This window comes from Streptomyces sp. TRM49041 (assembly GCF_008271805.1).
GTDB lineage: Bacteria > Actinomycetota > Actinomycetes > Streptomycetales > Streptomycetaceae > Streptomyces.
In genome coordinates this window covers 23,262-44,279 of record NZ_VSRY01000015.1, presented here as the reverse complement: position 1 = coordinate 44,279, position 21,018 = coordinate 23,262, and the positions used below count along the sequence as shown (strand labels likewise).

Here is a 21,018-nt window from a genome sequence, read left to right as displayed (position 1 = left end):
CCGCGCACGCATCGCTCACAGCGGTGCTCCTTCCAGAGCCCGGGCTGCCGGGGTGCGCGTGCGGAGCCACCAGTCACGCATGCCCCACAGGACGAGGGCGAAGTAGATGACATAGACGAGGCCCGAGAAGGCGAGGCCGCTGCTGAAGGCGAGCGGGACGCCCACGACGTCGACGAGGAGCCAGGCGAACCAGAACTCGACGAGCCCCCGGGCCTGGGCGACCATCGCGACGAGGGTGCCGACGAAGATGTACGCGTCGGCCCACGGGCTCCAGGACAGCGACGGGTACAGGGTGAACAGGCCGCCGACGGCGAGCGTGCCGAGGACGGCGCCGGTCAGGAGGAGGCCGCGTTCCTTCCAGGTGGCGAACCGGACGGCGATGGAGCCGTCCTGGGCCTGCTGCCTGCCCAGGGTCCACTGCCGCCAGCCCCAGACGGCGACGGTGATGACCAGGAGCTGCTTGCCCACGCCGCCGCCGAGCTGGGCGGAGGCGTAGGCGGCGACGAGGACGACGCCGGAGAGCAGTTGGGCGGGCCAGGTCCATATGGAGCGCCGCCAGCCGAGGGCGAGGGCGGCGAGGCCGATGGCGTTGCCGAGCATGTCGGACCAGATGATGCGCTGTCCTACGGCGGTGAACGCCTCACTGTTGAGCCAGTTCAGAGTGTTCACCGCCCGCCCTCCCGGGTGGCGGCTCCCTGCGTGCCGAGGAGGCGCTCGACGTACTTGGCGATGACGTCGACCTCGAGGTTGACCGGGTCACCGGGCTGCTTGACGCCGAGGGTGGTGAGGGCGAGCGTGGTCGGGATGAGGCTCACGGTGAAGTGCTCCGGGCCGGCCTCGACCACGGTGAGGCTGACGCCGTCGACCGTGATGGAGCCCTTCTCGACGACGTAGCGGGCGAGTTCGGCGGGGAGGGAGATCTTGACGATCTCCCAGTTGTCGGAGGGCGTGCGTGCGACGACGGTGCCGGTGCCGTCGACGTGGCCCTGGACGATGTGCCCGCCGAAGCGGCCGTCGGCGACCATGGGCCGCTCCAGGTTGACGCGGGAGCCGACGGTGAGGGCACCGAGGCTGGAGCGCTTGAGGGTCTCGGCCATCACGTCCGCGGTGAACTCGTCGCCCTCGTGCTCGACGACGGTGAGGCACACGCCGTTGACGGCGATCGAGTCGCCGTGCTTCGCGCCCTGGGTGACCACGGGGCCGCGGAGGCGGAAGCGGGAGGCGTCGTCGAGCTCCTCGACGGCGGTGACCTCACCCAGTTCTTCGACGATTCCGGTGAACACTCAGTGCTCCTTGGTGGTGGGGAGGGTGCGGGGCCGGGCGGTACTGCGGATTCCCGGGGGACGGCCCCCGGCTCCCCGGCCGTCACCGGCCGGGGTGTCGTCCGTGTCGTCCGTGTCGTCCGTGTCGGCAGGTGTCAGCGGGACGGCGGTGACGCGGAGGTCGGGGCCGATGCGGGTGGTGTCGGTGACGTGGAGCCGCAGCGCGTCGGTGATGGTGGTGACGCCGGCGTCGCCGAGGGCGGCGGGCCCGGCGCCGAGGAGGACGGGGGCGAGATAGCCGACGACCTCGTCGACGGCGCCCTCGGCGGCGAAGGCCCCGGCGAGGGTCGGGCCGCCTTCGAGGAGTACGGAGCGGACGCCGCGCTCGTGCAGGGCGGCCAGCAGGGCCGGTACGGCGAGGCCGCGGCCGGTCGCGGCCCTCGGGAGCCGTACGACATCGGCCCCGGCGAGATGGTCGGCCGCCGCGTCCTCGGCTACGGCGATCAGCGTGGGCGCGGCGTCGTCCAGGACGCGGGCGCCGGGCTTCACGGCGGTGGCCTCGGTGTCGACGACGACGCGCAGGGGCTGGACGGCCGCCGACTCCGGGTCCGTGCCGGCTCGTACCGCGAGGTGCGGGTCGTCGGCGCGTGCGGTGCCGGAGCCGACGAGCACGGCGTCCGCCTCGGCGCGCAGCCGGTGGACGTCGGCGCGGGACTCGGCGGAGGTGATCCAGCGGCTGGTGCCGTCGGCGGCGGCGATGCGGCCGTCGAGGGTGGCGGCGTACTTCCAGCGGATGTAGGGGCGGCCGAGGCGTACGGAGGTGAGCCAGGCGGCGTTGCCGGCCTCGGCCTCGTCGGCGAGGAGGCCGTGCTCGACCCGGACGCCGGCCGCGCGGAGTGTGTCGGCGCCGCCGGTGGCCTGCGGGGTGGGGTCGGCCACGGCGTAGACGACGCGGGCGACGCCGGCCTCGATGAGCGCCTGGGCGCAGGGGCCGGTGCGGCCGGTGTGGTCGCACGGTTCGAGGGTGACGTACGCGGTGCCGCCGCGGGCGAGGACGCCGGCCTCGCGGAGGGCGTGCACCTCGGCGTGCGGGCCGCCGGCGCGCTCGTGGTACCCGGCGCCGACCTCGTGGCCCGAGGCGTCGAGGACGACGCAGCCGACGACCGGGTTGGGGCTGGTGGAGCCGAGTCCGCGGGCGGCGAGCGCGACTGCTCGGCGCATGGCGTTCACATCGGCCGCTGTGGCCACCGGGTCCTCCTGCCTCGTCGGGCACGGACTCCGGGGCCTGTCGATGACGACAGAGAGCGGAACGACACCGCCACTCGGGGTACGCCGCACGGCGCCGACCGGCCACCGGTGGGAACCGGCGACCAGCGGACGGCCGGCGCGCCCCTGTCGGGGATCGCCCGCCGCGCACTGCCTCCCATCCGGACTTTCACCGTCGGTCCAGGAATTTCACCTGGTCAACCGGCCACTGGATGCGGCCGGGTCGCGGACTGTAACCGCCGGTTCGGAATTACACCGACCCCGGAGTGCGCTGCTGCTGATACAGGGCAAGTGTGCCACGGCGACGCGCCCGCCATACGGGTGATCCTCTGTGGAGTGACTCACAACACGGTTCCGGCCGCACACCCAACCCCGACTGGTCCAGACCTATTGACGCTCTGGTCTAGTCCTCTTAGTGTCTGCGTCACCTCTCCGCGGAGACGGCCCTCCGGTGTGCGCACACCCGGGCCCGGCACGACCAATCCCCTGCCAGAAGCCGCATGTTGCGTGAAGCCCGACTCCCCAGGAGGAGCCGACCGTGCTGTCATCCCCCCGTGCGAGAGCCTCACTGCTCGCGTCCGGCGCCGCCGTCGCCGGACTGCTGCTCAGCTCGCTCTCCGTCCCTTCCTCCGCCGCCTGGGGGTCCCCCCTGGACGAAGTCCTCGGAGGAGAATCCTGTCGCCCCGACGGCCTCCACAAGACCCCGGGCGTCGACGTCCCCTACTGCTCGGTCTACGACACCGAGGGCCGCGAGAAGATGGGCGCGGACCACCAGCGGCGCGTCATCGGCTACTTCACCGGCTGGCGCACCGGTAAGGACGGGACGCCCGCCTACCTCGCCTCCGACATCCCGTGGGACAAGATCACCCACATCAACTACGCGTTCGCCCACGTCGACTCGGGCAACCGGCTCTCCGTCGGCGGCGACTCCCCCGCCAACGCCGCGACCGGCATGACCTGGCCGGGCGTTCCGGGCGCCGAGATGGACCCGGCCCTGCCGTACAAGGGCCACTTCAATCTGCTGAACAAGTTCAAGAAGCAGCACCCGGACGTCAAGACGCTGATCTCGGTCGGCGGCTGGGCGGAGACCGGCGGCTACTTCGACGACAACGGCGACCGCGTCGCCTCCGGCGGCTTCTACTCCATGGCCACCAACGCGGACGGCTCCGTCAACCAGGCGGGGATCAACACCTTCGCCGACTCGGCCGTGGAGTTCATCCGGACGTACGGCTTCAACGGCGTCGACATCGACTACGAGTACCCGACGACGATGAAGGACGCAGGCAACCCGCTGGACCGGTCGGTCTCCAACGGCCGCCGCGCGGGCCTCGTCCAGGGCTACTCGGCGCTGATGAAGACCCTGCGCGAGAAGCTCGACCGGGCCGGCGCCGCCGACGGCAGGCACTACCTGCTCACCGTCGCCGCACCGTCGTCCGGCTATCTGCTGCGCGGCATGGAGACGTACCAGCAGCAGAAGTACCTCGACTACGTCAACATCATGTCGTACGACCTGCACGGCGCCTGGAACGAGTACGTCGGCCCCAACGCCTCGCTGTTCGACGACGGCAAGGACGCGGAGCTGGCCGCCGCGGGCGTCTACTCGACCTCGCAGTACGGCGGCATCGGGTACCTCAACACCGACTGGGCGTACCACTACTTCCGCGGCTCGATGCCGGCCGGCCGCATCAACATCGGCCTGCCGTACTACACGCGCGGCTTCAAGAACGTGCAGGGCGGCACGGACGGTCTGTGGGGCAAGGCCGCCACGACGGCCTGCCCGGCCGGCTCCGGCCTCACCAAGTGCGGTGACGGCGCCGTCGGCATCGACAACCTGTGGCACGACAAGGACGACAACGGCGCCGAGTCCCCGGCGGGCTCCAACCCGATGTGGCACGCCAAGAACCTGGAGAAGGGCGTCGTCGGCGACTACGTGACACGGTACGGCTTCCCGGCGGACACCCGGCTGACCGGTACATACGCCCGTGAGTACGACTCCACGCTGGTCGCTCCGTGGCTGTGGAACGCCGAGAAGAAGGTCTTCCTGTCCACGGAGGACGAGCAGTCGGTCAATGCCAAGGCCGACTACGTGGTCGACCGGGGCATCGGCGGCACCATGGTCTGGGAGCTCGCGGGCGACTACGACTGGAACGCCGCCGAGGGCCAGTACGAGCCGGGCGACACGCTCACGACCGCCATGTACGAGAAGTTCAAGGCGGCCGCCCCGTACGGCGCGAAGCGCGCCACGACCGCCCTGCCGAGCCAGGCGGTGAACGTCGACGTCGCGTTCGGGGACTTCCCGCTCGGCGACTCCAACTACCCCATCAGCCCCAAGCTGAAGATCACCAACAACACGTCGGCCACCTTGCCGGGCGGTACGGAGTTCCAGTTCGACTACGCCACATCGGCGCCCGGCAACGCCAAGGACCAGTCGGGCTTCGGTACGACGATCATCCGCAGCGACCACACCGGCGCCAACGTCGGCGGGCTGAAGGGCGACTACCACCGCGTGTCGCTGAAGCTGCCGTCCTGGCAGTCGCTGGCGCCCGGCGCCTCCGTGGAGCTGGACTTCGTGTACTACCTGCCGACGTCGACGCCGTCCAACTGGACGGTGGGCCTGGGCGGGAAGACGTACGCCCTCGCCGGTGACCTGGCGCGGGGTACGACGGTGGTCGAGCCCGGCACCGGTACGGACCCGACGCCGAGCCCCGACCCCACGGACCCGACGCCCACGCCGACTCCTACGCCCACGCCCACGCCCGGCGAGTGCGCGGAGCCCGCGTGGGGCGCGTCGGTCGCGTACGGCGGCGGTTCGGTGGTCTCCCACGACTCCCGTACGTGGAAGGCGAAGTGGTGGACGCGGGGCGAGGAACCCGGCACCACCGGTGAGTGGGGTGTCTGGCAGGACCTGGGGGCCTGCTGACGCCTGCCGCCCAGAACGGAGACCCGGTGGCGGTGAAGAACGGCCCTTGCCCGCCACCGGGTCTCTGCTGCGCCGTGCGGCGCCGCGGCAGGCTGTCGCTCCCCCATCGGTGGGACGGCGCCGACCCGGCCGTCGTCGAGGGAGCCGAGGGCGTGGCCGGCCAAGGTCGTCACGAACCTGTGCCTGAACCGGCTCACCTCGGCGCGCGCCCGGCGGGAGCGGTACCCGGGCGCCTGGCTGCCGAAGCCGGTCGTCACAAAGGGCGGGTGGCCGGGCCGCTGGAGTCGGCGAAGCGGCGCTGCCGGTGGTGCTGGAGCGGCTGACGCCGACCGAGTCGTTCGTGGCCGCGGCGCGGAAGGGCGACCTGGCCGGTCCGGAGAGACGCCGGCCGTCGACGTAACCTGGTGGAGCGACGGCGGGGGCGTCGTCTCGGCGGCGTGGAGATCAACGGGGCACCCGCGCCGGTGGTGTGGGCGGGCGACCGGGGGAACCCGTCGGTTCGCAGCCGGTGACAGTCCTCGGCGGCGGAAGGACGGACATGAGCACGATCCTGGTGACGGGCGGTACGGGCACGCTCGGGCGGCCCGTCACGGAGCGGCTGCGGGCGGCCGGGCACGAGGTGCGGGTGCTGAGCCGCCACTCGGCGCCGTACGCGGTGGACCTGCGCGACGGGAAGGGCCTGGACACGGCCGTCACGGGCGTCGACACGGTGGTGCACTGCGCCACCACGCCGAGGGGCGGCGACGAGCGGGCCGCCCTCAACCTGATCGCGGCGGCCCACCGGGTGGGCGTCGGCCATCTCGTCTACATCTCGATCGTGGGCGTCGACCGCGTCCCGCTGGGCTACTACCGGACGAAGCTGGCCGTCGAGCGGCTCATCGAGGGCTCGGAGCTGAACTGGACGGTGCTGCGGACCACGCAGTTCCACGACCTGGTCCTGCGCTTCCTGGAGACCTGCGCCCGGCTGCCGGTGCTACCGGTCCCGGCGGGCGTTTCCGACCAGCCGGTCGAGGTGACGGAGGTCGCGACCCGCCTCGCCGGACTGGCCACGGCCGCCCCGGCGGGCCGCGTACCGGACATGGGCGGCCCGGAGGTACGGCCCCTGGACGACCTGGCCCGCGCGTATCTGCGGGCGAGCGGAAAGCGCCGCCGCGTGGTGTCCGTGCCCCTGGCGGGAAGGACGTACCGCGCGTTCCGCGCCGGCGGGCACCTGACGCCGGAACAGGCGGTGGGCGAGGGCACGTTCGAGCAGTTCCTGGAGCGCCGCCTCGGGGAGCGCGGGCGCGGCTGAGCGCCCCGGACCCGCGCGCCGCCGCGGGGGCTGCCCGTCCCGGCGGCGTGTCAGACCAGCCGGTCGAGGTGACGGAGGCGGCGACCGGCCCCTCGGCGGAAGACGCGGTCCGGAACCTGGAGCCAGGGCAGGGCGCTGCCGGGCCTGCCTTGTGGTGACGCTTCCGGCGGGGCGTGCGCCGGGCTGTCCCCACCGGGCCCGGGACAGTCGCGGCGGGCCCGGCACAGGCACCGGCACAGTCGCGGCGCCGGAAGCTGCGCCCGGCCGAGCCGCCCGGGCGGTCGCCCCTCGACCCGGGCGCCTCGCGCGCGAGGGGACGGGGCCGTTCGGGCCGTCGGGTGCCTCACCTCCGGAAGCGGGCGACGCGCGGTTCGGTCCGCTCGCGCGTCCAGTCGGTCGACGACGGCAGACCGACCGTGCCGGGACCGGCAGGGAGCCGACCTGGCCCGCACCGCCGGACGCGCCGCGCCGCAGCGCCCCGTCCGGGACGACCGCCGCCCCGACGCCGTGGCCGAGCCACAGCAGGACGAACGTGTCCCGGTCGCGGGCCGCGCCCCCGACGGTGTGCACGTCAGACTTCGCACGTGGCACGCGGCGGAGTGTCGGTTTCACCATGATTCCGGGAGGGTCTGTGCCGTACGGCGAGGAGCGGGTGAGGCGGGCGCGGTACGCCGTGGCCGCGGTGTTCTGTGTGCACGGCGCGGTCACCGGCAGTTTCGCGACGCGCATTCCGTGGATCCAGGAGCACGCCGGGGTGAGCCCGGGCCAGCTGGGCCTGGCCCTCGCCTTCCCGGCGATCGGCGCGTCACTGGCGATGCCGCTCGCGGGGGCGGTCAGCCACCGGTTCGGGACGCGAACGGCGCTGCGCGGGCTGCTCGCGCTCTGGACGCTGTCGCTGACCCTGCCGTCGCTGGCACCGAACATCTACGGGCTGTGCGGCACGCTGCTTCTGTTCGGCGCGACCGCCGGCATGTCGGACGTGGCCATGAACGCGCTGGGCGTGGAGGTGGAGAACCGGATCGGCCGGTCGATCATGTCCGGCCTGCACGGCATGTGGAGCGTCGGCGCCCTGATCGGTTCGGCCGCGGGCACGGTCGCCGCGCACCTGGGCAGCGACGCCCGGCTGCACCACCTGCTCGCGGCGGCGGTACTGACCGTGCTGGGCCTGGTCTTCTGCCAGGGCGTACCGGACCTGCGCAGCGCACCGGGCGAGGAGCCGCCGCCCCGGTTCACGCTGCCGCCGCGGTCGGCCCTGGTGATCGGGGCGATCGGCTTCTGCGGGGTGTTCGCCGAGGGCGCGAGCCTGGACTGGTCGGCGGTCTACCTGAAGGACCGGCTGGGTACGTCGGCGGGCCTGGCCGCGGCCTCCACGACGGCGTTCGCGCTGACCATGGCGGTCGCCCGGCTCTTCGGCGACCGGGTCGTGGACCGGTTCGGCGCGGTGCGCACGGTGCGGGTCGGCGGGGTGGCGGCGACGGCGGGCGGTGTGCTGGTGGTCACGGCCCCGCACCCGGCGGCGGCGATGGCCGGTTTCGGCCTCATGGGTCTCGGCGTGGCCGTCGTCGTGCCGCTGGCCTTCGCGGCGGCGGCCCGCAGCGGCCCGGACCCGAGCCAGGCCATCGCGGGCGTCGCCACCATCACGTACACGTCCGGTCTCATCGCCCCGTCCGCGATCGGCGGCCTGGCCGACCTCACCTCGCTGACAGTGTCGTTCGGGCTGGTCACGCTGCTGGCGTTCGGGCTGGTGGCCGGGGCCGGGGTGCTGGGCGGGGACGGCCGGCAGGCCCGTACGGCGAAGGGGTCCGTGGACGCCGCGGCTCCGGGCGGCGGCCGGGACACCTGAGAGGCCGCCCGGCCGGGGCGCTCCCGTACGGCGTGCTCGGCCGTCGCCGACAGCACTCCGCTCACCGTGCCCACGGCCACCACCGCCGACGCCACGACCGCCATGGCGCGCCGCCGCCCGGTCCGGCGCCGTTCGAGTCGTTCCCTCCGGCGCTGCATACGTGCGCCCGACACCGTGCCCTCCCCCGATCGGCCCTTCGCCCGTTCCGGGGACGCCCCGCCCGACGGCTTCCACGGGAGCGTAGCGACTGGGACCCTGCCCCCATGGGGCAGATCGATGAGTTCACCCTGGGGGCCGGTGCCGCGCCGCTGTCGGTGGCGGCGGTGACCGACCGGATGCGGGCGTTCCGTTCGCAGTGGCCGGAGGGCGACGGGGTTGCGGTTTTCAACCAGGTGTACCTGACGGTCACACGGGAGATCGGCCGCCGGGCCGACGGCGGCGGGTTCGGCGACCGCCGGGACGCCGTCACGCTGGCCGTACGGTTCGCGGAGCGGTACCTGGCGGCGGTGGACGCGGTCGCCGCGGGCGGTCGGCCACCGGCCTGCTGGCGGCCGCTGTTCGAGTACCGGCGCCATCCCGGCGTACGGCCGCTGCAGTTCGCCCTGGCCGGTATCAACGCGCACATCGGGCACGATCTGGCGCTGGCCGTGGTGGACGCCTGTCGTACGCTCGGCTGCGAACCCGACGGGCTGGAGGCCGAGTTCGAGCAGGTGGGCGAGGTCCTCGTGTTGTTGGAGGAGCGCATCCGCGAAGAGCTGATGCCGGGTCCCGACCTGCTGGAGGTCGCGGACCCGCTGACGCATCTGCTGGGGTGCTGGAGCCTGGAGCGGGCCCGGGACGGGGCGTGGCTCGCGGCCCGCTCGCTGTGGCAGCTGCACCGGGTGCCGGGCCGGTGGGGCGCGGAGCTGGCCGAGGAGTTCACCGAACGCCTCGACCGCTCCGTGGGGCTGGTGGGGCGGATGTTACTCACGCCCCTGGGCCCGGGAAGGTGATCAGTCCTCCGGCAGTTCCACCGGCGCGATCTCGTCGTAGACGTCGCCCGGCCCGGGGTTGACCGGGTCGGTCTCGCCGCCCAGGTGGTGCATGACGCCCCACACCGCGTTCAGCGCGGTCTGCACGGCGCCCTCGGCCCAGCCGGCCGTCCACGAGATGTCGTCGCCCGCGAGGAAGATGCCGCGCTTGTCCTGGGGCAGCCGGTCCTGCATGAAGTGCGTGTAGAGGCGCCGCTGGTAGCGGTAGTGGCCCGGCAGGTTGGCCTTGAACGCGCCCATGAAGTACGGCTCGTTCTCCCACGACACGGTCACCGGGTTGCCGATGATGTGCTTCCGGATGTCGACGTTCGGGTAGATCTCGCCGAGCGACTTCAGCATGACCTCCATCCGCTCGTTCGCGGACAGCGGCAGCCACTTCAGGCTGTCGTCGCACCACGTGTACGACAGGCAGATGACGGCCGGCTTGTCCGGGCCGTTGTCCAGCAGGTACGTGCCGCGGGTCATCCGGTCCGTGAGCGTCATCGACATGACGTCACGGCCGGTCGGATTTCCCTTGTCGTCGACGGCCTTGTCCAGCCAGAAGGGCCGGTCGACCGGCACGAAGAGCTTGCTGGACTCCATGTAGTGGGTACGCTCGATCGCCGTCCAGTGGTCGATCGGGAAGAGCGAGTCGTCGCACTGGATCTTCGACAGCAGCATCCACGACTGGGCCGTGAAGATCGCCGCCTTGTACGTACGGATGTCGCCGTCGGCGTCGGTGACCGTGATCTGGTTGCCCGCAGCGCGGTGCAGCCGCGTCACTGCCGGCTTCGGCTCGCCGCCGTGCAGGGACTTCAGCGAGGTGCCCTGCGCCCAGTGGACGATCTTCTCCGGCTCGCGCTCCCACAGCCGCACCGGCAGCTGCTGGCTGCCGCCCACGATGCCGCGGTGGTGGTCGTCGGCCTCGGTGTAGACGACGCGGAGGATCTCCAGGATGGAGTTGGGGAAGTCGGTGTCCCAGCCGCCGGTGCCGAAGCCGACCTGGCCGAAGATCTCGCGGTGCCGGAACGACTTGAACGCCTCGGACTCGCAGAGGAATCCGTAGAAGGTCTGGTTGTCGAGCTTCTCGACGAGCTTCGCCCAGATCTCGCGGATACGCGGCACGTCACGCTCGCGCATGGCGCGGTTCATGTCGGTGAAGTCCGCGCCCTCCTCCAGGCAGGCGTTCCAGGCGGCGGCGACGTCACGGTAGACCTGCGGCAGGTCGTCGATCGTCTCCGCGTAGTGCGACTCGCCCTTCAGGTCGACGACCGTCGACGGGGTGGCCTCGGCGAGCGGGTTCGGGAACGGCGAGGTCTCCAGGCCCACCAGGTCGATGTAGTGCTGGAGCGCCGTGGAGGACGGCGGGAAGCGCATAGCGCCCAGCTCGCAGTTGAGTGTCTCCTTGTCACCTGCGGCGGCACAGCCGTCGAAGCCCACCGTACGCAGTCGGCCGCCCAGCTGGTCGGCCTCGTAGACGACCGGCTTGAGGCCCATCTTCATCAGCTCGTACGCGGCGACGACGCCGGACAGACCGCCGCCGATGACCGCGACCTCGGTGCCGAACTCGGTCGCGGGTATCTGGCCGAGCCCGGCCGGGTGGGCCAGGAAGTCGTCGTACGCGTACGGGAAGTCCGGACCGAACATGGTGATCGGCGGCTGCGCGTCGGTGTGCTGGACGGCGGTGGGCACCGTGGACGTCATGGGGTACGGACTCCTTGCACGGGGGTGGTGAGCAGGGCTTGCTGGCTGGGGGCGCTCGCGGCGCGGTCAGACCAGGGCGGTGTAGAGGCCGGGGCGGCGGTCCCGCAGATAGGGGTTCTCCTCGCGCGACCGGCGCAGGAGCTCGGGGTCGGCATCGCCGGTGACCAGCTCCTCGCCGCGGCCCGCGCGGGCCCGGGCGGTGCCGTCGGGGCCGGCGAGCGCGGACAGGCCGACGAACTCGAAGTCGCCCTCGGGCCCTGTCCGGTTGGCGTACGCGATGTACAGCTGGTTCTCGAAGGCACGCACCGGTACGACGGACTCGGCGACGACCTGCGCCGGGTGCATCAGCGCGGTCGGTACGAGGAGGAGGTCCGTACCGGCCAGCGCGTGCGCCCGGACGTTCTCGGGGAACTCCACGTCGTAGCAGATCATCAGGCCGACCCGGAGGCCGCCGAGCTCGGCCTGGACGACGGGCCGGTCACCGGGCGTGAACCACTCCTGCTCGAAGCCGCCGAAGAGGTGGGTCTTGCGGTAGTCCGCGAGGCGGGCGCCGTCGGGGCCGACGAGCTGCGCGGAGTTGTGCACCACGCCGCCGGCGCGCTCCGGGTAGCCGTAGGCGACGGCCAGGCCGTGGCGCACGGCGATGGCGGCGACCGCATCGGCGGAGGGGCCGTCCACGGGCTCGGCCAGGCGCGGGATGTCGGCGCCGATCGCGTACCCGGTCAGGTACATCTCGGGGGCGACGAGGAGGCCGGCCCCGGCGGCCGCCGCACGGGCCGCCGCCTCGTCGAGGATCTTGAGGTTGGCGGCCACGTCACCGAGCTGTCCGGAGCTCTGGAGCAGGGCGGTGCGCAGCGGCGACATGGGCAGGACCTCGTCTGGTGCGGGAGGGACGGGGAGATGCAAAAAAGGTACGGTCCGGACTTCTCCCCCGACAAGGCGTGACCGTTGCGGACCGACGGTCGAACCGTTGCGCGGATCCGCCGGGTCACGACGATTCATTGCGTGATGCTCCACCCGAGGTCCCGGGAGTACCCGGGCGAGCCGGGGCGAGCCCTACGCGGGCGAGCCCGACGAGAAGCGCCGCAGGAGCGGCGAGAGCACCAGTACCGACTTGGTGCGCTCCACGAAGGGCTCGCCCGCGATGCGCTCCAGCACGCGCTCGAAGTGGCGCATGTCGGAGGCGAAGACCTGGACGATCGCGTCCGCCTCCCCCGTGACGGTGGACGCGGACGCGATCTCCGGGTAGCGCTCGAGACCACGCTGGATGGTCTCGGGCGAGGTGTTGCCGCGTGCGTAGATCTCGATGAAGCCCTCGGTCTCCCAGCCGAGCGCCGCCGGGTCCACACGGACCGTGAAGCCGGTGATGGCGCCCTCGGCCCGCAGCCGGTCCACGCGCCGTTTGACGGCGGGCGCGGACAGTCCGACGAGCGCGCCGATGTCGGCGTAGCTGCGGCGGGCGTCTTCGGCGAGTGCGTGGACGATGCGTTCGTCGAGGTCGTTGAGTCGCACTAGGGGTGGGTCACTTCTCTGCTGTGGCCAGACGGGAGCGGCGCATGCCGTACAGGAAGTAGAACACGAGGCCCGCGGCCATCCAGCCACCGAAGGCGATCCATGTGGCGAGGTCGAGATTGACCATGTTGAACACGCAGAAGCCGAATCCGAGCGCGGGGAACAGCCAGCCGAACGGCACCTTGAAGGTGCGCTCCATCTCCGGGCGGGTGTAGCGCAGGACGACGACCGCGATGTTGACCAGCGCGAAGGCGAACAGCGTGCCGATGCTGGTGGCGTTGACGAGTTCGCCGAGCGGGATGGCGCCGGCCAGGACGCCGCAGAACAGGGACACGATGATCGTGCCGTTGCGCGGGGTGCCCGTCTTGGCGTCGACCTTGCCGAACGCCTTGGGCACCAGACCGTCGCGGGACATCGCGAAGAGGATGCGGGTCTGGCCGTAGAGGACGGCGAGGACGACGCTCGCGATGGAGATGACCGCGCCGGCGGCGAGCAGGGTGCCGAAGAAGGTCTGGCCGGTCACATCGTTCATGATCGCGGTGAGGGACGCCTCGGAGCCCTCGAACTTCGTCCAGTTCCACGCGCCCACGGCGACGCCCGCCACCAGCACGTACAGCGCCGTGACGATGATCAGCGAGAGCATGATCGCGCGGGGCAGGTCACGCTTGGGGTTCTTGGCCTCCTCGCCGGCCGTGGAGGCGGCGTCGAAGCCGATGTACGAGAAGAACAGCATCGCTCCGGCGGCGCTGACGCCCGTCATGCCGAGCGGCATGAAGTCGGCGTAGTTGCCGGACTTGAAGCCCATGAAGCCGACGGCGCAGAACAGCACCAGGGCGGCGATCTTCACGATGACCATGATCGTGTTGGCACGGGCCGACTCGCGGGCGCCACCGAGCAGGAACACCATCGCGAGGAGCACGACGATCAGCGCCGGCAGGTTGAGGATGCCGCCCTCGCCGGGCGCCGAGGAGAGCGCGTCGGGGATGGTCACGCCGATGGTGCCGCTGAGGAGTTCGTTGAGGTAGTCGCCCCAGCCGACGGCCACGGCGGCGACGGAGACGCCGTACTCGAGGACGAGACACCAGCCGCACACCCAGGCGACGAGTTCGCCCATCGTTGCGTACGTGTACGAGTAGGAGGATCCCGAGACGGGGATCGTGCCGGCCAGCTCGGCGTACGAGAGCGCCGAGAAGAGCGCCGTGAGTCCGGCGATCACAAAGGCGACCGTGACGGCGGGCCCGGCGACGGGGACGGCCTCGCCGAGCACGACGAAGATGCCGGTGCCGAGCGTGGCACCGATGCTGATCATCGTCAGCTGCCACATGGACAGCGAGCGGCGGAGCGAGCCGCCCTCGCCCTGACCACCCTCCGCGACCAGGCGTTCCACCGGCTTGCGACGGCCGAGCGCGGAGAGCGGGGAGGCTCCGGACGTCTTCGGTGCGGGTGGCTCGGTGGCCGGTGGGGCTGCGCCGTGATCGAGCACTGCGGGGCTCCTTCATCGCTGCGGTCGGGGGTACGACGGCGACCGACGGCGGTGTGCGGGCAGCGCGGAACAGCCCACAGGGAACCCAGGGGAAGGGGGGAACCGCCGAGCAGGCGGTCACCGCCACTCCAGGTACGGGCCCTGAGCCTACGAGCCGGCCTTCGCTCTTGTAATGCACTGATGTTGCGCATCGGCGGATGATCATTGCGCACTTCGGACACGGACGGGGAAACATTGCGCGCTGCCGCACGAATCGACACATTGGGGCATTGAGCGGCGGAAACAGAGGGCTGTACGGAGGTGGCCGATGAGCGGGTCGAAGTGGCAGGACCCGGTGCCGTTTCTGCGGGGTACGGCATGGCTGGACGGGCCGCGCGCGGTGCGGGCGGACCCGGCGGGCCTGGCGCCGCTGTCGTGGGACATCGCGGAACGGGCGGCGCTGCCCATCGGCGTACGGCTGGAGTTCACCGCGTCGGCTCAGGCGCGGGCGGTGGAGCTCCGCTACCGGGCGCGCGTTCCCGAACAGAGCGGTGACGGGCAGGAGTCGGCGCACTGCTTCGCGCTGTGGCGGGACGGCAGGTGTGTCCGGGAGGTGTGTACGGCGGCGCCCGCCGGGGAGGCCACGGTGGCGCTGCGGCTGCCGGCGCCGGCGGAGCGGGGTGCCGTCTTCACGGTGCATCTGCCGGAGAACCAGGCACCGGTGGTGCTGGGCGTGCGCGCGGTCGGCGGCAGCGTGTCGCCCGCGCCGCGGCGGCCGCGGTGGGTGGTGCACGGCGACTCGATCACCGAGGGCTGGTGGTCCACGCGCCCCGCGCACGCGTGGCCCGCGGTGGCCGGGCGTGACCTCGGCCTGGACCCGGTGAACCTCGGTTACGCGGGCTCGGCGCGCGGCGAGCTGCCGGTGGCCCAGCAGTTGGCCACGCTGCCCGCCGCGCTGCTCACGCTGGCGTTCGGCACGAACTGCTGGTGGCCGGTGCCGACATCGGCCCCGCTCATGTACGAGGTGACGCGCGCCTTCGTGACGCTGATCCGGCAGGGGCACCCGGACACGCCGCTGCTGCTGGTGTCGCCGCTGTCGCGCCCCGCGGCCGAGTCGACGGCCAACGCCCTGGGCGCGACGCTGGCGGACCTGCGTACGGCCATGGAGGAGGCGGTACGGGACCTGATGGCGTCCGGCGACACCCGCCTGGCCCTACTGCCGGGCCGCCCGCTGCTGCGCGCCGAGCACCTGGCGGACGGGCTGCACCCCAACGACGCGGGGCACGCCCGGCTGGCGTCGGCGGTGGCCGGCGCGGTGCGGGAGGCGGGGTTCCTGGAGGGGTGCGGGGCGGCGGTGGCGCGGTGAAGGGGCCGGGGGTGCGGCCGTGCGCGACGGAGCGGCCGCGCACACGAAGGAGCCGCCCCCGCGCGCGTACGGCGGGAGACGGCTCCTTCAGGGGGCTGCGCGGACCGCTACGGGCCCCGCCTGTCCTGGGCTACCAGCTGGCGTGGAGGGGCTTGCCCTCGGCGTAGCCGGCGGCGCTCTGGACCCCGACGACGGCCTTCTCGGCGAACTCCTCCAGCGAGGCGGCACCCGCGTAGGTGCAGGAGGAGCGGACGCCCGCGATGATCGAGTCGATCAGGTCCTCGACGCCCGGGCGCACCGGGTCGAGGAACATCCGCGACGTGGAGATGCCCTCCTCGAACAGTCCCTTGCGGGCCCGGTCGTACGCGGACTCCTCGCTGGTGCGGTTGCGCACCGCGCGCGCGGAGGCCATGCCGAAGGACTCCTTGTACAGACGCCCGTCGGCGTCCTGCTGGAGGTCGCCGGGCGACTCGTACGTCCCGGCGAACCAGGAGCCGATCATGACGTTGGAGGCGCCGGCGGCGAGCGCCATGGCGACGTCGCGCGGGTGCCGGACGCCGCCGTCGGCCCAGACGTGCTTGCCGTACTTCTTCGCCTCGGCGGCGCACTCCAGGACGGCGGAGAACTGCGGGCGGCCGACGCCGGTCATCATGCGCGTGGTGCACATGGCGCCGGGGCCCACGCCGACCTTGACGATGTCGGCACCGGCCTCGATGAGGTCGCGGACGCCCTCGGCGGCGACGATGTTCCCGGCGACGATCGGGACGTGCGGGTCGAGGCCCCGGACGGCCTTGATCGCGGAGATCATCGACTCCTGGTGGCCGTGCGCGGTGTCCACGACGAGGGTGTCCACACCGGCGTCGAGCAGCTGCTTGGCCTTGCCTGCGACGTCGCCGTTGATGCCGACGGCCGCGGCGATGCGCAGACGGCCCTTGGCGTCGACAGCCGGGCTGTACAGCGTGGCGCGGAGGGCGCCCTTGCGGGTGAGGATGCCCGCGAGCCGTCCGTCGCCGTCGACCGCGGGGGCGTAGCGCCGGTTGTGGTGGTCGAGGGTGTTGAACGCCTCGCGCGGGTCGATGTCCGCGTCGAGGAGCAGCAGGTCCTTGGACATGACCTCGGACAGCTGCGTGAACCGGTCGACGCCGCTGAGGTCCGTGTCGGTGACGACACCGACCGGCTTGTGGTCGCCGTCCACGACCACGCCCGCGTTGTGCGCCCGCTTGGGGAGCAGCGACAGCGCGTCGGCGACGGTCTGGTGCGACTCGAGGATGATCGGCGTGTCGAGGACGTGGTGCCGGCTCTTCACCCAGGAGACGACATCGGCGACGACGTCGATCGGGATGTCCTGGGGGATGACGACGAGGCCGCCGCGGCGGGCGATCGTCTCGGCCATCCGACGGCCGGCGATGGCCGTCATGTTGGCCACGACCAGCGGGATGGTCGTCCCGGTGCCGTCGGGGGTGGAGAGGTCGACGCCCTGGCGGGAGCCCACGGCCGAGCGGCTAGGCACCATGAACACGTCATCGTACGTGAGGTCGTACGGCGGCTTCAGGTCATTGAGGAAACGCACGTGCTGAACTTCCCAGTCGTTCGGAGTTGGCCCCCGGGCATCTCAGCCGGGGGGAAAACGCACGTACTTAATTCTCCCATGCCGACGGGCGTTCGATCCCCAGGCGAAACCTCCAGGTCACAGCGGGTGACCTGGTAGCTTCCTCCAAACAAGGCTTGTATGTTCCGCTCGGCCGCCGCGCCGCTCAGCCGCCGCTCGCGGGCCGCGGCTCAGTTGTCGGGATCGAAGCGCTCCAGCGCGGGCCGGGGCCCGGGCCGGGAGTCGGTCAGCAGGAAGTCCGCGGCGGCCGTGTCCGTGACGAGGCTGGTGACGAGCCCCGAGCGGAGTACGGCGCCGATGGCCGCGGCCTTGCGGTGGCCGCCCGCGATGGCGACGACCTCGGGGATACGGCGCAGCCGGTCGGCCTCGACGGTGATGCACCGCTCGCCGAGGTCGCGTCCTACTCGGCGGCCGGCGGAGTCGAAGAGGTGGGCGGACATCTCGGCGGCGACGCCGAGGGACGCGTAGTGGGCGCGCTCCTCGTCGCTGAGCATGTCGTGGACGGTGGAGATGCCCGGCTCCCAGGAGCCGATGGACACCGCGGCGACGGTGACCTTGTCGAAGTACTCGAAGGCGCGGGCGATACCGGTCTGATTGCGCAGCGCGGCGGCGGTGGCCGGGTCGGGCAGCAGCATCGGCGCGTAGATGGGGTGGGCCTCGCCGCCGGAGACCTGGGCGGCGCGGCGGACGGCCTCCACCGAGCCGCGCTCCGCGGTGCCCGCGTCGTACACGCCGGTCAGCTGGACGACGGTGCACGGCGGGAGCCGGTCGAGGGCGGCGGCCATGTGGATGGTGGACCGGCCCCAGGCCAGGCCGAGGACGTCGCCCTCGTTCACCAACTCGCCGAGCAGGTCGGCCGCGACCTCGCCCAGGTTCTCGGGGTCGGGCGACTCGTCCTCACCCTCGGCGGGCGACTCCACGACCACGGCGTGGCGCAGGCCGTAGCGGGCGCGCAGCGCGTCGGAGCGCTCCGCGTCCAGCTCGGCGGGTACGCGGATCTCGATCCGCACGAGGTCCCGTTCCAGGGCCGTCTCCAGGACGCGGGCGACCTTGAAGCGGCTGACGCCGAACTCCTCGGCGATCTGGATCTTGGACTTTCCCTCGAGATAGAAGCGGCGGGCCATGGCCGCCGCCTGCACCAGCTCCGCGGGTCCCATCCGCAGGGCTGGTCGTCCCGCCGACATTGCAGACACCGCGTTCTCCTCACTGCTGTTCACACCCGGATCGCCATCCTTGCAGATCCGGCGGCCTTGATCAGTCCTGTTGGTCGGCGTTCATCTGCCGGTGACCCACCGGTCGCTCAGTGTCCGCACACCCAGGCAGCCGACCCGGTCGCCCGGTCGGCCTGCTCGCGCAGCACCCGTACCGCCTCGGAGGGGTCGTCGGCCCCGTACACCGCGGACCCGGCGACGAAGACGTCGGCACCGGCCTCGGCGCACCGCTCGATGGTGGACGCCGACACTCCGCCGTCCACCTGGAGCCAGAGCTCCAGACCGTGCTTGGAGATCAGCTCACGGGTGCGGCGGATCTTGGACAGCATGATGTCGAGGAACGCCTGCCCGCCGAAGCCCGGTTCAACCGTCATGATCAGCAGCATGTCCAGCTCGGGCAGCAGGTCCTCGAACGGCTCGATGGGCGTGGCGGGCTTGAGCGCCATGGAGGCGCGGGCACCCTTGGCCCGGATCTCCCGCGCCAGCCGCACGGGCGCGGCGGCGGCCTCCACATGGAAGGTGACGGACCCGGCCCCGGCCTCCACGTACTGCGGGGCCCAGCGGTCGGGGTCCTCGATCATGAGGTGGCAGTCCAGCGGGGTGTCCGTCGCCCGGTGGAGCGACTCCACGACCGGTACGCCCAGCGTGAGGTTGGGCACGAAGTGGTTGTCCATGACATCGACATGGAGCCAGTCGGCGCCTTCGACGGCCTGTGCCTCCTCGGCGAGCCGGGCGAAGTCCGCGGACAGAATGCTGGGGTTGATCTGGGCCATGCGCCAAGCCTGCCATGCCCCACGCCGCTTCCTTGCCCCGCTCCCCGCGGAATGCCCCCGCCGCCCGGGGCATTCTCCACCATCCCGGGCAAATCGACTGTCCGGGTGTACGACGGGTGCGGGGTGCGTTCGCTGAACGGGCGTGTCGAGGCGTACGTACAAGGGCACGGGACGGCCACCGGCGCGTGCCGGTCGGCCGGCCGGCGCGGGGCGGAGGCCGGTGCCGCTATGCCGTCCGGCGGAGGAGGGCCAGGTACATGGCGTCCGTGCCGTGGAGGTGGGGCCAGAGCTGGACGTCCGGGCCGTCACCGAGGGCGGGCACGCCGGGCATCAGGGGCCGGGCGTCGATCCACTCGGCGTGCGCGGGCTGCGCGCCGCCACGGCCCTTCAGGACGTCCTCGACGACCACGCGGGTCTCGGCGAGGTGCGGCGAGCAGGTGGCGTAGCCGACGACGCCGCCGACCCGTACGGCCTTCAACGCCTCGGTCAGCAGGCCGCGTTGGAGCGGCGCGAAGCCGTCCAGGTCCTCGGGACGGCGGCGCCAGCGGGCCTCGGGGCGCCGGCGGAGGGCGCCCAGGCCGGAGCAGGGCACGTCGACGAGGACGCGGTCGAAGGAGCCGGGCCGCCACGGCGGGCGGGTGCCGTCGGCGGCGATGACCTCGTACGGGCCGGGGTTCCCGGCGAGGGCGCGCTGGACGAGGCGGGCGCGGTGCGGCTGCTTCTCGGCGGCGAGCAGGGACGCGCCGCGCTCGGCCGCCAGGGCGCCCAGCAGAGCGGCCTTGCCGCCGGGCCCCGCGCACCCGTCGAGCCACCGCGCGTCGGGCCCGTCGAGGGGCGCGTTCGCCAGGGCGACGGCGACGAGCTGGCTGCCCTCGTCCTGGACGCCGGCCCGGCCCTCGCGTACCGCGTTCAGGGCGCCGGGCTCGCCGCCCTCCGGCAGCCGCACCGCGTACGGCGACCAGCGCCCGGGCAGCCCGGCGTCCTCGCCCAGCGCGTCCAGCAGCTCGCCGGGGGCCGACCGGCCGGGCCGGGCCACCAGCGTGACCTCGGGCCGCTCGTTGTCGGCCTCCAGCAGGTCCTCGATACCGGCGCGGCCGCCGCCCAGGGCGTCCCACAGCGCGGACACCACCCAGCGCGGGTGCGAGTGCACGACGGCCAGATGGTCCTCGGGGTCCTCGTCGTACGGCGGCGCGACCCGCTCCAGCCAGCCGTCCAGGTCGTGCTGGGCGATCCGGCGCAGCACGGCGTTGACGAACTTGGCCCGTCCGTCGCCCAGCACCACGCGCGCCAGCTCCACGCTCGCGGACACCGCCGCGTGCGTCGGGATCCGGGTGCCCAGCAGTTGGTGCGCGCCGAGGGCAAGGACGTCCAGCACCGGAGGATCGACCTCCCGCAGCGGCCGGTCGACGCACGCGGCGATGATCGCGTCGTACGTCCCCTGGCGGCGGAGCGTGCCGTACACCAGCTCCGTCGCCAGCGCCGCGTCCCGCGCGTCGAAGCCCTCCTGCTCGCGGGCCTTCTTCAGGAGCGGCGGCATGACGAGGTTGGCGTACGCGTCCCGCTCGTCGACGGCGCGCAACGCCTCGAACGCCAGGATGCGGACGGGGTCCTTCTTGGGGCGCCGGTACGGCTTGGGGGAACGGCGACGGCCTTGCTCGCTCAAAAGGTGCTCCGCTTTCGATTCGGGTCGAACCCTTTCAGCGTAGTCACCGCGGAGGCATGCAGGCTCAGGGGCTAAGACGTTCCGAGCCGGGTCCGGGCGCACCCGACGCGAACCCGCCCCGCCCCG

The 21,018-nt window shown here is 72.5% G+C and carries 16 protein-coding genes and 1 riboswitch; of the genes, 5 read left to right on the top strand and 11 right to left on the bottom strand.

What is annotated here, in order from left to right:
• Positions 1 to 15 precede the first annotated feature (15 nt).
• Genes FVS66_RS00900 through ribD form a run of 3 tightly spaced genes read right to left on the bottom strand, consistent with a single transcriptional unit; the run spans position 16 to position 2,510 of the window.
• Positions 16 to 669 carry a nicotinamide mononucleotide transporter family protein gene (locus FVS66_RS00900; RefSeq protein ID WP_149179015.1) on the bottom strand — a complete coding sequence of 218 codons (654 nt, stop codon included), beginning with the start codon at positions 667 to 669 and terminating at the stop codon, positions 16 to 18.
• Complete coding sequence (locus FVS66_RS00895) at positions 666 to 1,283, bottom strand: riboflavin synthase (RefSeq protein WP_149179014.1); 618 nt, start codon at positions 1,281 to 1,283, stop codon at positions 666 to 668. Before FVS66_RS00895 ends, FVS66_RS00900 begins: the two co-directional genes overlap by 4 nt.
• The gene (gene ribD, locus FVS66_RS00890) at positions 1,284 to 2,510 is read right to left on the bottom strand and encodes a bifunctional diaminohydroxyphosphoribosylaminopyrimidine deaminase/5-amino-6-(5-phosphoribosylamino)uracil reductase RibD (RefSeq protein ID WP_149179013.1); all 1,227 of its coding nucleotides are present in this window, start codon (positions 2,508 to 2,510) and stop codon (positions 1,284 to 1,286) included. It abuts the gene before it with no gap.
• A gap of 161 nt (positions 2,511 to 2,671) precedes the next feature.
• A riboswitch (FMN riboswitch) is annotated at positions 2,672 to 2,802 on the bottom strand.
• Between the two features lie 264 nt (positions 2,803 to 3,066).
• Here ribD and FVS66_RS00885 point away from each other — a divergent pair.
• The 4 genes from FVS66_RS00885 to FVS66_RS00860 all read left to right on the top strand — a co-directional run bounded on the left by FVS66_RS00885 (position 3,067) and on the right by FVS66_RS00860 (position 9,574).
• Complete coding sequence (locus FVS66_RS00885) at positions 3,067 to 5,448, top strand: chitinase C-terminal domain-containing protein (RefSeq protein WP_149179012.1); 2,382 nt, start codon at positions 3,067 to 3,069, stop codon at positions 5,446 to 5,448.
• Positions 5,449 to 5,986: 538 nt separating this feature from the next.
• Positions 5,987 to 6,739: an NAD(P)H-binding protein gene (locus FVS66_RS00875; protein ID WP_149179010.1), complete on the top strand. Its 753-nt coding sequence runs from the start codon at positions 5,987 to 5,989 to the stop codon at positions 6,737 to 6,739.
• A 613-nt stretch (positions 6,740 to 7,352) separates the two neighbouring features.
• Positions 7,353 to 8,582: an MFS transporter gene (locus FVS66_RS00865; RefSeq protein ID WP_149179009.1), complete on the top strand. Its 1,230-nt coding sequence runs from the start codon at positions 7,353 to 7,355 to the stop codon at positions 8,580 to 8,582.
• Positions 8,583 to 8,845: 263 nt separating this feature from the next.
• Positions 8,846 to 9,574 (top strand): DUF5995 family protein, encoded by a 729-nt coding sequence (locus FVS66_RS00860; RefSeq protein ID WP_149179008.1) that lies wholly within the window; start codon positions 8,846 to 8,848, stop codon positions 9,572 to 9,574.
• Here the strand turns inward: FVS66_RS00860 and FVS66_RS00855 are convergent, their stop codons facing one another.
• From FVS66_RS00855 to FVS66_RS00840, 4 genes are all read right to left on the bottom strand, one after another.
• A complete protein-coding gene (locus FVS66_RS00855) occupies positions 9,575 to 11,296 on the bottom strand; it encodes an NAD(P)/FAD-dependent oxidoreductase (protein WP_149179007.1) in 1,722 nt (573 codons plus the stop codon).
• Between the two features lie 66 nt (positions 11,297 to 11,362).
• The gene (locus FVS66_RS00850; protein WP_149179059.1) at positions 11,363 to 12,160 is read right to left on the bottom strand and encodes a carbon-nitrogen hydrolase family protein; all 798 of its coding nucleotides are present in this window, start codon (positions 12,158 to 12,160) and stop codon (positions 11,363 to 11,365) included.
• A gap of 192 nt (positions 12,161 to 12,352) precedes the next feature.
• On the bottom strand, positions 12,353 to 12,808 hold the full coding sequence (locus tag FVS66_RS00845; RefSeq protein WP_031136981.1) for an Lrp/AsnC family transcriptional regulator: 456 nt from the start codon (positions 12,806 to 12,808) through the stop codon (positions 12,353 to 12,355).
• A gap of 10 nt (positions 12,809 to 12,818) precedes the next feature.
• On the bottom strand, positions 12,819 to 14,291 hold the full coding sequence (locus FVS66_RS00840) for an amino acid permease (protein WP_149179006.1): 1,473 nt from the start codon (positions 14,289 to 14,291) through the stop codon (positions 12,819 to 12,821).
• 307 nt (positions 14,292 to 14,598) lie between these two features.
• Here FVS66_RS00840 and FVS66_RS00835 point away from each other — a divergent pair, with 307 nt between their 5' ends.
• Positions 14,599 to 15,636, top strand: coding sequence for a GDSL-type esterase/lipase family protein (locus FVS66_RS00835; protein ID WP_149179005.1), 1,038 nt, complete (start codon positions 14,599 to 14,601; stop codon positions 15,634 to 15,636).
• Between the two features lie 130 nt (positions 15,637 to 15,766).
• Here FVS66_RS00835 and FVS66_RS00830 read toward each other — a convergent pair whose 3' ends face one another.
• The 4 genes from FVS66_RS00830 to FVS66_RS00815 form a co-directional block, all read right to left on the bottom strand.
• Positions 15,767 to 17,206, bottom strand: coding sequence for a GuaB1 family IMP dehydrogenase-related protein (locus FVS66_RS00830; RefSeq protein WP_149179004.1), 1,440 nt, complete (start codon positions 17,204 to 17,206; stop codon positions 15,767 to 15,769).
• Positions 17,207 to 17,415: 209 nt separating this feature from the next.
• Complete coding sequence (locus tag FVS66_RS00825) at positions 17,416 to 18,462, bottom strand: sugar-binding domain-containing protein (protein WP_149179003.1); 1,047 nt, start codon at positions 18,460 to 18,462, stop codon at positions 17,416 to 17,418.
• A gap of 83 nt (positions 18,463 to 18,545) precedes the next feature.
• Positions 18,546 to 19,229 (bottom strand): ribulose-phosphate 3-epimerase, encoded by a 684-nt coding sequence (rpe, locus tag FVS66_RS00820; protein WP_149179002.1) that lies wholly within the window; start codon positions 19,227 to 19,229, stop codon positions 18,546 to 18,548.
• Positions 19,230 to 19,455: 226 nt separating this feature from the next.
• On the bottom strand, positions 19,456 to 20,892 hold the full coding sequence (locus FVS66_RS00815) for a transcription antitermination factor NusB (protein ID WP_149179001.1): 1,437 nt from the start codon (positions 20,890 to 20,892) through the stop codon (positions 19,456 to 19,458).
• Positions 20,893 to 21,018 lie beyond the last annotated feature (126 nt).

Excerpts from the sequence above, each read along its gene's own strand:
- FVS66_RS00860 (WP_149179008.1), top strand. The coding sequence starts at position 8,846 with ATGGGGCAGATCGATGAGTTCACCCTGGGGGCCGGTGCCGCGCCGCTG.
- FVS66_RS00875 (WP_149179010.1), top strand. The coding sequence starts at position 5,987 with ATGAGCACGATCCTGGTGACGGGCGGTACGGGCACGCTCGGGCGGCCC.
- rpe (WP_149179002.1), bottom strand. The coding sequence starts at position 19,229 with ATGGCCCAGATCAACCCCAGCATTCTGTCCGCGGACTTCGCCCGGCTC.
- FVS66_RS00865 (WP_149179009.1), top strand. The coding sequence starts at position 7,353 with ATGATTCCGGGAGGGTCTGTGCCGTACGGCGAGGAGCGGGTGAGGCGG.
- FVS66_RS00835 (WP_149179005.1), top strand. The coding sequence starts at position 14,599 with ATGAGCGGGTCGAAGTGGCAGGACCCGGTGCCGTTTCTGCGGGGTACG.
- FVS66_RS00855 (WP_149179007.1), bottom strand. The coding sequence starts at position 11,296 with ATGACGTCCACGGTGCCCACCGCCGTCCAGCACACCGACGCGCAGCCG.
- FVS66_RS00850 (WP_149179059.1), bottom strand. The coding sequence starts at position 12,160 with ATGTCGCCGCTGCGCACCGCCCTGCTCCAGAGCTCCGGACAGCTCGGT.